This is a genomic window from Martelella limonii (assembly GCF_013344475.1).
Classification (GTDB): Bacteria; Pseudomonadota; Alphaproteobacteria; order Rhizobiales; family Rhizobiaceae; genus Martelella; species Martelella limonii.
The window spans coordinates 26,239-40,281 of the sequence record NZ_JABUOU010000001.1; the positions used below are offsets into that span (position 1 = coordinate 26,239).

The window sequence follows — 14,043 nt, forward strand, 5'->3', positions numbered from 1 at the left end:
TTTCAGAAAACTCCGTGTGCCTATTTCGGCGCGATCATCAGCTCGGGGCGGACGATCTCGTCATATTCGGCTTCGCTCACCAGGCCGGTCGCAAGGGCTTCCTCGCGCAGCGTGGTGTTGTTCTTGTGGGCGGTCTTGGCGATCTTGGCGGCGTTGTCATAGCCGATCTTCGGCGCAAGCGCCGTCACCAGCATCAGCGAACGGTCGAGACCGGCCTTGATATTGTCGCGGCGGGCCTCGATGCCGACCACGCAGTGATCGGTAAAGGAACGGGCGGCATCGCCCAGAAGCTGCACCGACTGCAGGAAGTTATAGGCCATCATCGGGTTGTAGACGTTGAGCTCGAACTGGCCCTGGCTGCCGGCAAAGGTGATCGCCGCCTGGTTGCCGGCAATATGGGCGCAGACTTGCGTCATCGCCTCGTTCTGGGTGGGGTTGACCTTGCCGGGCATGATCGAGGAGCCGGGCTCGTTTTCCGGAAGCGACAGTTCGCCGAGGCCGGACCGCGGGCCGGAGGCGAGGTAGCGGATATCGTTTGCGATCTTGAAGCAGGCCATCGCGGCCGCATTGATCGCGCCATGGGAAAACACCATCGCGTCATGGGCGGCGAGAACTTCGAACTTGTTCGGCGCGGTGACGAAGGGAAGGCCGGTGATCTCGGCCACTTCTTCGGCCACCTTCTCGGCAAAGCCGATCGGGGCATTGAGGCCGGTACCGACGGCGGTGCCGCCCTGGGCGAGCTGATAGAGGCCGGGCAGGGTGAGCTCGATGCGGGCAATGGCCGAGGCGATCTGTGCCCTGTAGCCCGAAAATTCCTGACCCAGCGTCAGCGGCGTCGCGTCCTGGGTATGGGTGCGGCCGATCTTGATGATGTCGGCAAATTCGTTTTCCTTGGCCTTGAGCGCATCCTCGAGGTGCTTGAGGCCGGGCAGCAGGTGGTGGACGATCTGCTCTGCGCAGGCAATGTGCATGGCCGTCGGATAGGTGTCGTTCGACGACTGGCTCATGTTGACGTGGTCATTCGGGTGCACCGGCTTCTTGGAGCCCATTTGCCCGCCGAGCATTTCGATCGCGCGGTTGGAGATCACCTCGTTGGCATTCATGTTTGACTGCGTGCCCGAACCGGTCTGCCAGACCACCAGCGGAAAATGGTCGTTGAGCTTGCCGTCGATGACTTCCTGCGCCGCCTTGACGATGGCGTCGCCGAGTTCTGCGGGCAGGCGATCGAGCGCCATGTTTGCCTTGGCGGCCGCCTGCTTGACGATGCCGAGCGCGCGCACCACGGACAGCGGCTGCTTTTCCCAGCCAATCTTGAAATTGCCGAGCGAACGCTCTGCCTGTGCGCCCCAGTAACGGTCTGAAGCGACTTCGATGGGGCCGAAAGTATCGGTTTCTGTGCGGGTTGCGGTCATCGTCTTTCTACTCCTGGCATTGCCCGATGGGCAGGATCGGTTTTCGACTTGGCGAAAATTGGCATATGCAATCGCGCGCACCGTGCCGGTCTGTCAATCTTCGCTGCAAACTTATTCGATTAGAATGTCGGATCGGGGTGCATTTTGCTTTTCCCGGCGCGCTGGCGGCTTGGGGCCGGCGTCTCATCTATCCAGATTCTCCGTTCACGTTTTTGTCAGACGGGAACCGAAGCGGCCTGTTTGCGTTGGAATTCCAGACGTTAGCGGCGCGAGGGATCCCCTTTGCAGGCGTCCTCGACTTTAAACCCCTGTTAACAGGGGGGCTGATAATCTGAACCGGAACGGCATTGGATCTGCAAGCAAACAGGGTGTTGTTTTTTCATAACACAACCGGATGGTTCTGGTGGCGATAGCACAAATGTTATTGGCCGCCACATGAGCGAGCAGTTAAGGTGCCAATGATGAAATTGACTTGCACAACGGGGTAGAAAATTGCGCAACAAACTTTCAGTTCGCGTCTCATCTGTGGCTCTGGCCGTCGCGGTGTCCGCCGCCTTCGTGCCGAGTGCAGCCAACGCCCTGACGCTGATGGATATCTTGCGGGGCCGTCAGAAGGAATCGCAGCGCGCGCCGGTGGTCCAGCAGCCGCAGGTTCAGCAGAAGCAGGTTCAGCGCACATATTCAAAGCCCGCGCCTAAGGTTGCACCACCGAAATATTACACCTACCGCGCCGACGGAATGCGCACCATCAACATCGGCGAAATCCGCGATCCGGTGGTCACCGGCGCCATTACCCCCGTCAAGGTGATCGGCCCGACGCTGCCGCAGGCCGATACCGCCGAAGTCGCGGCCATCAACACCGACACGATGAATGACGCAGGCGTAACCGACACCACAGTCGCCATCCCGCAGGACGACCCGCGTCAGTATCTCTCTGACGCCAAGGTCAAGGCCGTGGACGATGTCGCCGCCGCGATCGAACAGTATTATTCCAATGGCGGCGAACTGATCTGGGTTGAGGACGGCAAGGTGTCGGACAAAGCCCGCGCCGCAATGGACACGCTCGCCAACGCCGACGCCTTCGGTCTCGATGCCAGCAATTACGTCGTGAAGCTGCCCGACCTCGCTCTTGCGGAAGACGATGACGCGGTGAAGGCCGCGCTCATGCAGTTCGAGCTCGCGCTTTCCGCCGAAGTGCTCTCCTACATGCAGGATGCCAAGCGCGGCCGCGTTGACCCGAACCGGATTTCGGAGTTCCACGATCTGAAGCGCAATCCCGTCGACCTGAAGGAAGGCATTGATGCGCTGGCAGACAGCCAGAACGTTGCCGGCCTGATCGAGGGCTACAACCCGCAGAACGAGTTCTTCCGCGAACTGAAGGCGGAGCTTGCCACGCTGCGCGGCACGGAAGTCAAGGAAGAGCCGATCGTGTTCACCGGTCGCGTCTTCATCAATCCGGGCCAGACCAACGAGAACGTGCCGAGCGTCGTGAAGGCGATCGAGCGCAAGGCCTCGCCGGAATTCCAGGTCGAGCATGCGGATGTCTTCGCCGCCTATGACGGCAGCGAGGTCTATTCGCCGGAACTGGTCGGTCTCGTGAAAGCTTTCCAGAAGTCTGCCGGCCTCCATGTCGACGGCGTTATCGGTCCGAACACGGTCAAGGCCTTCGATGTCGCTTCTGACGTCGATCACGAGCAGAAAGTGCTGGATTCGATGGAGCGGCTGCGCTGGTTGCCGGATGATTTCGGCCCGCGTTACGTCTTCATCAACCAGCCCGCCTACCGCGTCTACTATCATGACGACAATGGCGAGAGCTTCGACATGGGCGTTGTGGTGGGAAATCCCACCAACCAGACCTATTTCTTCCGCGATGAGATCGAAACCGTCGAGTTCAATCCCTATTGGGGCATTCCGCGGTCGATCGTCGTCAACGAATATCTGCCGAAACTGCGTGCCAATCCGGGCTATTTCGACCAGATCGGTTACGAGGTGAGCTATAATGGCCGCCGGGTTTCGTCTTCCTCGGTCAACTGGGCGTCCGCACCGATGGTCGATGTCCGCCAGCCCCCTGGCGAGCGCAATGCGCTGGGCCAGCTTAAGATCCTGTTCCCGAACGCGCATGCGATCTACATGCATGACACGCCTCAGAAGAGCTATTTCGAGCGCGACATGCGGGCGCTCAGCCATGGTTGCGTGCGTCTGTCCGACCCGAACAAGATGGCGGCTGCGGTTCTCGGCGTGCCGGAAGCGGATATCGAGGCAAATATTGCGACCGGCCAGAACATGCCGGTGGATGTGCCGGAGAAATTCCCCGTCTATGTGGCCTATTTCACAGCCTGGCCGGACGCCGATGGCAACATCCAGTATTATGACGATGTCTACGAGCGCGACATGTACCTGAAGCGCGCCATGGACGCCGAAAACGAAGCCCGCATGGGCAGCTGATAGACCCCTCGCAACGGGTCATCTGACAAGAAAGGCGCGTCCGCAAACCGGGCGCGCCTTTCTGTTTCTGGAATGTCCTGTGGAAGCCGGCGAAAGGGCTCCTTATCGCCCTGCGATCAGACCCTTTGCAAGCTCGGGCGTCAGGGCGTCATAATCATCGATCATCCGGTCTGCGCCCATCTCGGCGACCGGCCGGTCGGCGTAGCCGAAGGTAACGGCGATGGTGGCCGCGCCAGCGCCCTTGCCCGAATCAATGTCGTTGGAGCTGTCGCCGATCATGATCGTGGTCTCGGGATCGCCGCCTGCGCGGGCGATCGTCTCGCTGACATGGCGGGGATCGGGTTTGCGGAAATCGAACGTATCGCCGCCGGTGATGGTCGTGAAATGGGATTTCAATCCCAGCGCCTCGAGAAGCGGCAGCGTGAATGATTCGCGCTTGTTGGTGCAGACGGCCAGCGCAAAGCCAGCCTGCTGCAGCCGGTCGAGCGCCGCCGTGATGCCCGGATAGGGCTTGCTCTCTCCCGGAATGTTCTCGAGATAGAAGGCGCTCAGCCGATCGAAGCAGGCCTTGTAGGTGGCCTCGTCGAGGGATTTGCCGCGGTGCTCGAACGCGCGTTGGATCATGATCTTCAAGCCGCGGCCGACGAGCCGGTTGGTATCCGCCACGCTGTAAGGGGCGAGCCCCTCGGGCGCGATCGCGTGGTTGAGGCTTGAAATCAGGTCGGGAGCGGTATCGATGAGCGTGCCGTCGAGATCGAATATGGCAAGCGGGGCAGGCATGGGCACGGTCCTTGGGTTGGTGTCGTATGGGCGGTGTGGGGCCGGTCATAGCCCGAGCCGCTGGCCGCTGCCAAGCATTTGGCGCGGGGAGGGCGCAAAAGGTCTTTTGTTTGACGCGCGTGGCGTGTAAACACCTTAACCGTTAGCCAAAAGGAGCATGTGACGCATGGATGCGCGTCAATTGAAGGTAAAAGCCGCCGAGACCGCGCTGGAATATGTCGAGGACGGCATGCGGCTGGGGATCGGAACTGGCAGCACGGCGCGCGAGTTCATCGCGCTGCTCGGCGAAAAGGTGGCCGCGGGGCTGAATGTCATAGGGGTTCCCACCTCAGAGGCAACGGCACGGCACTGCCTGGAACTGGGCATCAAGCTCAATTCGCTGGACGAAACGCCCGAACTCGATCTCACGATCGACGGCGCCGACGAGATCGATCCATCGCTCAACCTCATCAAGGGCGGCGGCGGCGCGCTTCTGCGTGAAAAGATCGTCGCTTCCGCGTCGAAGTCGATGATCGTGATCGCGGACGAGACCAAGGTGGTCGAAAAGCTCGGTGCGTTTCCGCTTCCGATCGAAGTCATGCCGTTCGGGCTTGGCGCCACGCGGCTTGCCATCGAGAGGGCGGCATCGCGGCTCAATCTCACCGGCACGCTCGACCTTCGCCACTCCGGCGACGGCCCCTACACGACCGATGGCGGGCATTATATTCTCGATGCATCATTTGGCCGCATTCACGATGCAGAGGCATTGTCAGAGGCGCTTCACGCCATTGCTGGCGTCGTGGAGCACGGGCTGTTCATCGATATCGCGACACTGGCCATCGTTGCATCCGATGGCGGCGTTCGTACACTCAAAGCAACTGAGTAGACAGGAGTCCTTTATGAAAACGAAATCCAGGTTCGGCCTTTCCATGGCAATCGCGGCGACTGTCGCGGGACTTGGCGCCTTCTCGGTTGCTCATGCGCAGGATATTACGCCTGAGCATGTGGCTGCCGCCAAGGGCACACTGCAGGCGCTCGGCATCAACAACCAGTTTGACGAAATCCTGCCGAACCAGGCTGATCTCGTGCAGGCGCAGATGACGCAGGTCTATCCGAACTATCACTCGCTGATCGATGAGGTCGTCACCGACACCGCGATCGCGCTTGCGCCGCGCCGCGCTGATCTGGAAAACGAAGGTGCCCAGATCTACGCCAACATCTTCAGCGAGGAAGAGTTGAACAAGCTGACTGAGTTCTACAGCTCGGATGTCGGCAAGAAGTTCATCCAGTACGGTCCGATCGCTGCCCGTCAGCTCGGCCAGGCCGGTGATATCTGGGCCCGCGGCATTGCGCGCGATCTCAGCCAGCAGGCCCAGGACGAACTCAACAAGCGGATCGAAGAGCAGGGCGGCACGCCCGTTGAAGCTCCGGCCGCACCGGCGCAGTGATCTGTCCGGCACGCTTTGCCGTCCGCAAAGCCTGATCTGAGCCCGCCGGTCCCGGCGGGCTTTTTTTTTGGCCGAGAATCGCCATATTCAGCCCTACCTCAACTATCCAATCGCCTTAAGGAGCCTTCCCGATGACCAGCTATGACTATGACCTGTTTGTAATCGGTGGCGGCTCAGGTGGCGTCCGTGCCGGTCGTGTGGCCGCAGGTCTCGGCAAGAAGGTCGGCATTGCCGAGGAATACCGCTTCGGTGGCACCTGCGTCATTCGCGGCTGCGTGCCGAAGAAGCTGTTCGTCTATGCCTCGCAGTTCCCCGAGCATTTCGAGGATGCTGCCGGTTACGGCTATACGGTGGGCGAAAGCCGCTTTTCCTGGCCGGACCTGATTGCCGCCAAGGACAAGGAAATTGCCCGCCTTGAAGGGCTCTATCGCAAGGGTCTCGACAGCAATGGTGCCGAGATGTTCGATACCCGCGCCGAGATCGTCGGTCCGCACCGGGTTCTGCTGAAGGCATCCGGAAAGGAAGTGACGGCGGAAAAGATCGTGATCGCGGTCGGCGGTACGCCCAATCCGCATGTGGAGATTCCCGGGTCGGAGCACTGCATTTCCTCCAACGAGGCGTTTCACCTTGAAGAGCTGCCGAAGGCGATCGTGATTGCGGGCGGCGGCTATATCGCCGTCGAATTCGCCAATATCTTCAATGGCCTCGGCGTTGAAACGACACTGATCTATCGCGGCCCCGAAATCCTGCGCGGCTTCGACAACGACATGCGCGTCAATCTCAGGGAAGCCATGGAGAAGAAGGGCATCCGCGTTCTGCTGAACGATGTGATCGCAAGCGTCTCCAAGACCGGCGAGGGCCTTTCGGTCAAGACCGACAGGGGCCACGAACTTGCCGCAAGCCAGGTGATGCTGGCGCTCGGTCGCACGCCGAACACTGGCAGTCTCGGCCTCGAAACCGTTGGCGTCGAGACCGACAAGAGCGGCGCCATTGTCGTCGACGATTATTCGCGGACCAATGTCGATCATATCTGGGCGCTGGGCGATGTCACCGATCGTGTCCAGCTCACCCCGGTGGCGATCCACGAGGCGATGTGCTTCATCGAGACGGAGTACAAGAACAACCCGACCAAGCCTGATCACGATCTGATCGCGACGGCGGTGTTCTCGCAGCCCGAGATCGGCACGGTCGGTCTTTCCGAAGAGGTTGCGGCGGAACGGTTCGAGGAACTCGAAGTCTATCTCGCGAAATTCCGGCCGATGAAGGCGACGCTTTCGGGCCGTGAGGAGCGCACCGTGATGAAGATCATCGTCAATGCCGCCGATCGCAAGGTTCTCGGCGTTCATATCCTCGGCCATGAGGCCGGTGAAATGGCGCAGCTTGTCGGCATCGCGCTCAAGGCCGGCGCCACCAAGGATGATTTCGACCGCACCATGGCCGTGCATCCGACGGCATCCGAGGAACTGGTGACCATGTACCAGCCGACCTACCGGGTGAAAAGCGGCGCGCGCGTCTAGCGCCGCCGTCCTCTCAGGATCGTGCCGATCAGGCGGGCCATCCATTGGTGGCCCTGCCATTCGGCGCCTTCCAGAGGATCAGCAAGGGGATGAGCGACGCGCTCATGGCGGCGGGCTACGACGGTAAGTGTGATCCAGTCCAGCATGCTATTCTCTCCAGCATCTCGATAGCCGGAAGCTAGTGGGCGTGCGATTGCGGCTGTAGAGCCGCGAATGAAAGGTCCGTTTCATCCGTGAACGGTTCGCGCGGGCAGGGCGCGGCGCTATAGGATGGTCGTTTGAAGACGGAGATACCGATGGCCGAGGCAAGCTGGGACGATCTGCAGCTATTTCATGTGGTGGCGGAGGCCGGCGGTCTCAGCGGCGCTGCAGAGCGCACCGGCATTTCCGCCCCGACCATCGGCCGGCGCATGCTGGCGCTGGAGCGCACGCTGGGGCGGTCGCTGTTCGTGCGCTCGCAGCGCGGCTACCAGCTTGCCCATGACGGGCAGGAGCTGTTCAGGCGGGTGACGGCCATGCGCGAGGTGGCAAGCGGCATTGCCGTCTGGCATGCGGATGCCTTCGCGCTGCCGTTCGTTTCGATTGCCACCGACTGCTGGCTCTCGCCCTTGATCGCCGACAATCTCGAAAGCCTGCGCTCGCGGGATGATCCGTTCCGCATCTGCTGCAGCTCGGAGGGCGAGTCCGCCGACCTGACCTTCCGCGCGGCGGATGTGGTCGTGCTATCAAAGCGGCCTGAAAGCGGCAATGTCGCGGTTTTGCCATCGGTGGAGATGGCCTATGCGGTCTACCGGCCGAAAGCTGCGGCCGGGCAGGCGCTGCCGTGGATCTCGATCGGAACGGCAGCGGCACGTGAGCCGCGTGATCGCTATGTCTTCGAGAATTTCGAGGGCGGCATCATGACATGGACCGAGGATCGCCATCTCCTGCCCCGGCTCGTGCTCTCGGGCGTTGGCCGCGCGGTGCTGCCGGTGTGGGTGGGCGATGGTCTGACGGAGCTGGAACGGGAAGGCGAGGTGATCGCCGAACTGACGCATCCGCTCTTCATTGTCGCACATGATGACGACCGCCATCGCCGTGAGGTGCGGCTCACCATCGAACGGTTGGCGGCGCTGCTGAAAAACAACGCCGCCCGGCTGGCAGGCAAGGCCGGCAGCGACGGCGCGGGTATACAATAGGGCGAGAAGAGGCTATAAGCGCGCCAAAAATCGGGAGAGAGCAGGTCGGGCGAAAGCCCGGGCGGGCAAGGACAGGTGACAACAATGACGAGTGCGAAGAACTGGACACCCGGAAGCTGGCGCAAGAAGCCGATCCTTCAGGTGCCGGAATATCCGGATGAGGCCAAACTGGCAGAGGCGGAAGCGGCGCTTGCGAGCTATCCGCCGCTGGTCTTTGCCGGCGAAGCCCGCCGTCTGAAACGCGCCCTTGGCGAAGTGGCCGAAGGCCGTGGTTTCCTGCTCCAGGGCGGCGACTGCGCCGAGAGCTTTGCCGAGCACGGCGCCGACACGATCCGCGATTTCTTCCGCGCCTTCCTGCAGATGGCCGTGGTACTGACCTTTGGCGCCCAGCAGCCGGTGGTCAAGGTTGGCCGCATCGCCGGCCAGTTTGCCAAGCCGCGTTCGAGCTCCAATGAAACCGTCGATGGCGTCACCCTGCCGAGCTATCGCGGCGACATCATCAACGGCATCGATTTCACGGAAGAGGCGCGCATTCCCGATCCGCAGCGCCAGCTGATGGCCTATCGCCAGTCGGCGGCAACGCTGAATCTGCTGCGCGCCTTCGCCATGGGCGGTTATGCCAATCTGGAAAACGTGCATCAGTGGATGCTCGGCTTCGTCAAGGACAGCCCGCAGGGCGAACGCTATCAGAAGCTTGCCGACCGGCTGTCGGAGACCATGTCGTTCATGCGTGCGATCGGTATCCGCGCGGAAAACAATCACGCGCTGTCGGAGACCGATTTCTTCACCAGTCACGAAGCCCTTCTGCTCGGCTATGAAGAGGCGCTGACCCGCGTTGATTCCACCTCCGGCGACTGGTATGCGACCTCCGGCCACATGATCTGGATCGGCGACCGGACGCGCCAGGCTGATCATGCCCATATCGAATATGCCCGTGGCATCAAGAACCCGCTCGGCCTCAAATGCGGTCCCTCGCTTGAAGAAGACGATCTGCTGCGGCTGATCGATGCGCTGAACCCGGAAAACGAAGCGGGCCGTCTGACGCTGATCTGCCGCTTCGGCCACGACAAGGTGGCCGATCATCTTCCGCGCCTGATCCGTGCCGTCGAGCGCGAGGGCAAGAAGGTGGTCTGGTCCTGCGATCCGATGCATGGCAACACGATCACGCTCAACTCCTACAAGACCCGTCCCTTCGAGCGGATCCTGTCGGAGGTCGAGAGCTTCTTCCAGATCCATCGGGCGGAAGGCAGCTATCCGGGCGGCATCCATATCGAGATGACCGGCAAGGACGTGACGGAATGCACCGGCGGCGCCTGGGCGCTGACCGGCGAAGACCTGCACGACCGCTACCACACCCATTGCGACCCGCGCCTCAACGCCGACCAGGCGCTGGAGCTCGCCTTCCTGCTCGCCGAACGCATGAAGACGGCCTACGAGGAAAAGAAGTTCGCGATCAACGGGTGAGGATTGCCCGTTGAAAACCTGAATGCGAAAGGGGCGTGGATTTTATCTGCGTCCCTTTCTTTTTTCCGGCACCAGCTGCGCTACCTTTGAGAACGGGCGGGTGCTAGCCGTTGAGATGCTTTCGGCGTCCGATCAAGGCCTTGCGCGCTGCAAGCGAAGATTTGATTTTTAGACCAAAACATGGTGTCGATTGATCGCGCCCTGCCAGAATTGCCACAGACGGAATTGTTCATGACGCCCGACAGCTTCAAAATTGCACTCGCCCAGATGAACCCGACGGTTGGCGATATCGCCGGCAATCTTGAGAAGATCAGGGCTGCCCGCAGGCGCGCGGCTGCAGCGGGCGCCGAGCTTCTGATGATGCCGGAGCTCTTCATTTCCGGTTACCAGCCGGAAGATCTCGTCATGAAGCCTGCATTTCTGCAAGCCTGCCTCGAAGCAGTGCGGGCTCTGGCCGCCGATACCGCCGATGGCGGCCCCGGCATTGCTGTCGGCTTTCCGCGCCAGGGTGATGCCGGGCGACACAATTCCGTGGCCGTGCTTGACGGCGGCCAGATCATCGCCATCCGCGACAAGGTCGATCTGCCGAATTACGGCGAGTTTGATGAAAAGCGCGTCTTCGTCCCCGGCCCCATGCCCGGCCCGGTGAACTTTCGCGGCGTCCGCATCGGCTTTCCGATCTGCGAGGATATCTGGGGCGATCTCGGCGTCTGCGAGACGCTTGCCGAATCGGGCGCTGAGCTTCTGCTGTCGCCCAACGGCTCTCCCTATTATCGCGGCAAGGTGGACGTGCGCCACCAGGTGGTCCTGCGTCAGGTGATCGAGACCGGGCTTCCGCTGGTCTATCTCAACACGCTCGGCGGGCAGGACGAGCTGGTCTATGACGGCGGCAGCTTTGCCTTCAATGCCGACCGCTCTCTCGCCTTCCAGCTGCCGCAGTTCGCCGAGGATATCTATATCTCCGAATGGAGCCGGAGTGCGGATGGCTGGCGGATCGTGCCGGGGCCGCAGGCGAAACTGCCTGTCGGTGAAGCGTCGGATTATCACGCCTGCGTTCTGGGCTTTGCCGATTACGTCAACAAGAACGGCTTCAAGAGCGTTGTCCTCGGCCTTTCGGGCGGCATCGATTCGGCGCTTTGCGCGGCAATCGCCGTCGATGCGCTGGGCGCCGAGCGCGTGCATTGCGTGATGCTGCCCTACCGCTATACCTCCGAGGATTCGCTGAAGGACGCCGCCGATTGCGCGAAGGCGCTCGGCTGCCGTTATGACATCGTGCCGATCGAAGAGCCGGTCACCGGCTTTCTCTCGGCGCTTTCGGACATGTTCGAGGGCACCGAGGAAGGGATCACAGAGGAAAACCTGCAGAGCCGTACCCGCGGCACGATCCTGATGGCGATCTCCAACAAGTTCGGCCCCATGGTGGTGACCACCGGCAACAAGTCGGAAATGTCCGTCGGCTATGCAACGCTTTACGGCGATATGAATGGCGGCTTCAACCCGATCAAGGACCTCTACAAGATGCAGGTCTATGGCGTTTCCGCATGGCGCAACGGCGAGAGGCCGGACGGCATGCTCGGGCCGGAGGGCGTCGTGATCCCGCAGAACATCATCGACAAGAAGCCTTCGGCAGAGCTTCGCCCGAACCAGACCGACCAGGATTCGCTGCCGCCCTATCCGGTGCTCGACGATATTCTCGAATGCCTGGTCGAGCGCGAAATGTCGGTCGATGACATTGTCGCGCGCGGCCATGATGTCGAGACCGTGCATCGCATCGAGCACCTGCTCTATATCGCCGAATACAAGCGCCGCCAGTCGGCGCCGGGCGTGAAGATCACCAAGAAGAATTTCGGCCGCGACCGGCGCTATCCGATCACCAACAGGTTCCGCGACCGCTGACGCCAGAGAGGCCTCTGCGGGTATAGGGGAGGAGACAGCAATGCGCAGTTCCGTGGAAATCTACGATATCGCGTCCCGGCAGTCGCGCATTGTCTATCAGTCGGATGCGCTGATCGAGGCGCCGAACTGGTCTCCCGATGGCGCCTGGCTGATGGTCAACAGCGACGGTCTCCTCTACCGGCTGTCTCTGGAAGGTCCGCCCGCGCTAAATCAGATCGATACCGGCTTTGCGGTTCGCTGCAACAATGATCACGGCATCTCTCCCGACGGGCGGACGATCGCGCTTTCCGACAAGTGCCAGTTTGGCAAGTCCGCGATCTACACCGTGCCGGTTGAAGGCGGCACGCCGAAGCTCGTGACGGAGAACCTTCCCTCCTACTGGCACGGCTGGTCACCCGATGGCGCGCGCTTTGCCTATTGCGGGATCCGCGACGATCTCTTCGATATCTACACGATCGCGGCAGATGGCGGCGACGAACTGCGTCTCACCCATGGCGAGGGGCGCAATGACGGGCCGGATTATTCCTTCGACGGGCAATGGATTTATTTCAATTCCTCGCGCACCGGTCTGATGCAGATCTTCCGCATGCATCCGGACGGCTCCAGCCTCGAGCAGGTGACCGGCGATGATTACGGCAACTGGTTCGCCCATCCATCGCCCACCAATGATCGCGTGGTGCTGATTTCCTATGATCCGGATGTTTTCGATCACCCCCGCGACAAGCATGTGCGCGTGCGGATGATGGATATGGACGGCGGCAATCTGACGACGCTGTTTGATCTCTTCGGCGGGCAGGGGACGATGAACTCGCCCAACTGGTCGCCGAAGGGCGATGCCTTTGCCTATGTCCGCTATGCGCCCGCCTGAGGCGGCGTGTCATCAAGCTGAAATACGACTCTGCTTTTAACTTACCCTGACGCTATGGCTCTTGCGGTTGTCACCGGACCACCGGGAAAGTCCATTTTCTTTGTTTTGCGCGTCTGAAGGGGAAGGGCCGTGCGGCCTTTCAGGGCGCGCCTCATCTGCGGGGGCGGATTGCAGGCATGGAACCGAGACAATTCAGAACATTGTTCATTTCCGACGTCCATCTTGGATCCAAGGCGGCAAAGGCGGATTTCCTGCTCGACTTCATGCGCCACCACGAAGCGGAAACGATCATTCTTGTCGGTGATATCATCGACGGATGGCGGCTGAAGCGGAACTGGTACTGGCCGCAGATCTTCAACGACGTCATCCAGAAGATGCTGCGCAAGGCCCGCAAGGGCACGCGGATCATCTACATCCCAGGCAATCACGACGAATTCCTGCGAAATTTTCCCGGCACCCATTTCGGTGGCGTGGAAGTGGCCGAGCGGATGATCTTCGAGGCAGGCGATGGCAGGAAATATCTCGTCATCCACGGCGACGAGTTCGACGTCGTCGTGCGCCATGCCCGCGTCGTCGCCTATCTCGGAGACTGGGCCTATGATGCGGCGATCAATATCAATCACGCGCTCGCCTTCTTCCGCCGTAAGCTCGGCCTGCCTTACTGGTCGTTTTCGGCCTGGGCCAAGCTCCAGGTCAAGCACGCGGTCAATTTCATCGGCGAGTTTCAGCGCGTCGTGGTGGAAGAGGCCCGCCGCAACGACGTCGACGGCGTGATCTGCGGCCATATCCATCATGCCGTGATCGAGGACATGGACGGGCTTCGCTACATCAACACCGGCGACTGGGTCGAAAGCTGCACGGCGGTCGCGGAGCATTTCGACGGAACCTTTGAGCTGATCTCCTGGCAGAAGATCGAATCGGAAGACCAGCCCGCGCCGGGCGAGCCTGCCGATATGGCTGCGTTGCAGCTTCTCTTGGCCGACCGCAAGCCGGAGCGTGCCGCCTGATCCGGCATTCGCTATCCCAGCCTGGCAACGTGATTGAAAACGCTTGCAA

The 14,043-nt window shown here is 61.2% G+C and carries 12 protein-coding genes; 9 read left to right on the forward strand and 3 right to left on the reverse strand.

Features of this window, described 5'->3' with window-relative positions; genetic code table 11:
* Positions 1-20: 20 nt before the first annotated feature.
* Positions 21-1,412, reverse strand: a complete 1,392-nt coding sequence (gene fumC, locus HPQ62_RS00130) for a class II fumarate hydratase (RefSeq protein ID WP_174800490.1) — start codon at positions 1,410-1,412, stop codon at positions 21-23.
* A 492-nt stretch (positions 1,413-1,904) separates the two neighbouring features.
* On the opposite strand from fumC, the gene HPQ62_RS00135 reads away from it, so the two are divergent.
* Positions 1,905-3,857 carry a L,D-transpeptidase family protein gene (locus HPQ62_RS00135; RefSeq protein ID WP_483308171.1) on the forward strand — a complete coding sequence of 651 codons (1,953 nt, stop codon included), beginning with the start codon at positions 1,905-1,907 and terminating at the stop codon, positions 3,855-3,857.
* Between the two features lie 102 nt (positions 3,858-3,959).
* Here HPQ62_RS00135 and HPQ62_RS00140 read toward each other — a convergent pair whose 3' ends face one another.
* Complete coding sequence (locus tag HPQ62_RS00140) at positions 3,960-4,637, reverse strand: HAD family hydrolase (RefSeq protein ID WP_174800491.1); 678 nt, start codon at positions 4,635-4,637, stop codon at positions 3,960-3,962.
* 166 nt (positions 4,638-4,803) lie between these two features.
* On the opposite strand from HPQ62_RS00140, the gene rpiA reads away from it, so the two are divergent.
* The 3 genes from rpiA (at position 4,804) to gor (ending at position 7,581) form a co-directional block, all read left to right on the forward strand.
* The gene (gene rpiA / locus HPQ62_RS00145; RefSeq protein ID WP_174800492.1) at positions 4,804-5,502 is read left to right on the forward strand and encodes a ribose-5-phosphate isomerase RpiA; all 699 of its coding nucleotides are present in this window, start codon (positions 4,804-4,806) and stop codon (positions 5,500-5,502) included.
* A gap of 13 nt (positions 5,503-5,515) precedes the next feature.
* Entirely contained in the window at positions 5,516-6,064 is a 549-nt protein-coding gene (locus HPQ62_RS00150) for a DUF2059 domain-containing protein (RefSeq protein ID WP_174800493.1), read from the forward strand.
* A 131-nt stretch (positions 6,065-6,195) separates the two neighbouring features.
* The gene (gene gor / locus HPQ62_RS00155; RefSeq protein WP_174800494.1) at positions 6,196-7,581 is read left to right on the forward strand and encodes a glutathione-disulfide reductase; all 1,386 of its coding nucleotides are present in this window, start codon (positions 6,196-6,198) and stop codon (positions 7,579-7,581) included.
* Here gor and HPQ62_RS00160 read toward each other — a convergent pair.
* Positions 7,578-7,727 (reverse strand): hypothetical protein, encoded by a 150-nt coding sequence (locus tag HPQ62_RS00160; RefSeq protein ID WP_174800495.1) that lies wholly within the window; start codon positions 7,725-7,727, stop codon positions 7,578-7,580. The genes gor and HPQ62_RS00160 overlap by 4 nt on opposite strands.
* A 150-nt stretch (positions 7,728-7,877) precedes the next feature.
* On the opposite strand from HPQ62_RS00160, the gene HPQ62_RS00165 reads away from it, so the two are divergent.
* The 5 genes from HPQ62_RS00165 (at position 7,878) to HPQ62_RS00185 (ending at position 13,994) form a co-directional block, all read left to right on the forward strand.
* Positions 7,878-8,759: a LysR family transcriptional regulator gene (locus HPQ62_RS00165; protein WP_174801385.1), complete on the forward strand. Its 882-nt coding sequence runs from the start codon at positions 7,878-7,880 to the stop codon at positions 8,757-8,759.
* Between the two features lie 84 nt (positions 8,760-8,843).
* A complete protein-coding gene (locus HPQ62_RS00170) occupies positions 8,844-10,223 on the forward strand; it encodes a class II 3-deoxy-7-phosphoheptulonate synthase (protein WP_174800496.1) in 1,380 nt (459 codons plus the stop codon).
* A gap of 231 nt (positions 10,224-10,454) precedes the next feature.
* A complete protein-coding gene (locus tag HPQ62_RS00175) occupies positions 10,455-12,119 on the forward strand; it encodes an NAD+ synthase (protein WP_174800497.1) in 1,665 nt (554 codons plus the stop codon).
* 40 nt (positions 12,120-12,159) lie between these two features.
* Positions 12,160-12,987: a TolB family protein gene (locus HPQ62_RS00180; RefSeq protein WP_174800498.1), complete on the forward strand. Its 828-nt coding sequence runs from the start codon at positions 12,160-12,162 to the stop codon at positions 12,985-12,987.
* A gap of 176 nt (positions 12,988-13,163) precedes the next feature.
* The gene (locus tag HPQ62_RS00185; RefSeq protein ID WP_174800499.1) at positions 13,164-13,994 is read left to right on the forward strand and encodes a UDP-2,3-diacylglucosamine diphosphatase; all 831 of its coding nucleotides are present in this window, start codon (positions 13,164-13,166) and stop codon (positions 13,992-13,994) included.
* Positions 13,995-14,043 lie beyond the last annotated feature (49 nt).

What these genes read in the sequence shown, in the direction of transcription:
- fumC (WP_174800490.1), bottom strand. Translation starts at nt 1,412, where the DNA reads ATGACCGCAACCCGCACAGAAACCGATACTTTCGGCCCCATCGAAGTC.
- HPQ62_RS00140 (WP_174800491.1), bottom strand. Translation starts at nt 4,637, where the DNA reads ATGCCTGCCCCGCTTGCCATATTCGATCTCGACGGCACGCTCATCGAT.
- rpiA (WP_174800492.1), top strand. Translation starts at nt 4,804, where the DNA reads ATGGATGCGCGTCAATTGAAGGTAAAAGCCGCCGAGACCGCGCTGGAA.
- HPQ62_RS00150 (WP_174800493.1), top strand. Translation starts at nt 5,516, where the DNA reads ATGAAAACGAAATCCAGGTTCGGCCTTTCCATGGCAATCGCGGCGACT.
- gor (WP_174800494.1), top strand. Translation starts at nt 6,196, where the DNA reads ATGACCAGCTATGACTATGACCTGTTTGTAATCGGTGGCGGCTCAGGT.
- HPQ62_RS00160 (WP_174800495.1), bottom strand. Translation starts at nt 7,727, where the DNA reads ATGCTGGACTGGATCACACTTACCGTCGTAGCCCGCCGCCATGAGCGC.
- HPQ62_RS00165 (WP_174801385.1), top strand. Translation starts at nt 7,878, where the DNA reads ATGGCCGAGGCAAGCTGGGACGATCTGCAGCTATTTCATGTGGTGGCG.
- HPQ62_RS00170 (WP_174800496.1), top strand. Translation starts at nt 8,844, where the DNA reads ATGACGAGTGCGAAGAACTGGACACCCGGAAGCTGGCGCAAGAAGCCG.
- HPQ62_RS00175 (WP_174800497.1), top strand. Translation starts at nt 10,455, where the DNA reads ATGACGCCCGACAGCTTCAAAATTGCACTCGCCCAGATGAACCCGACG.
- HPQ62_RS00180 (WP_174800498.1), top strand. Translation starts at nt 12,160, where the DNA reads ATGCGCAGTTCCGTGGAAATCTACGATATCGCGTCCCGGCAGTCGCGC.
- HPQ62_RS00185 (WP_174800499.1), top strand. Translation starts at nt 13,164, where the DNA reads ATGGAACCGAGACAATTCAGAACATTGTTCATTTCCGACGTCCATCTT.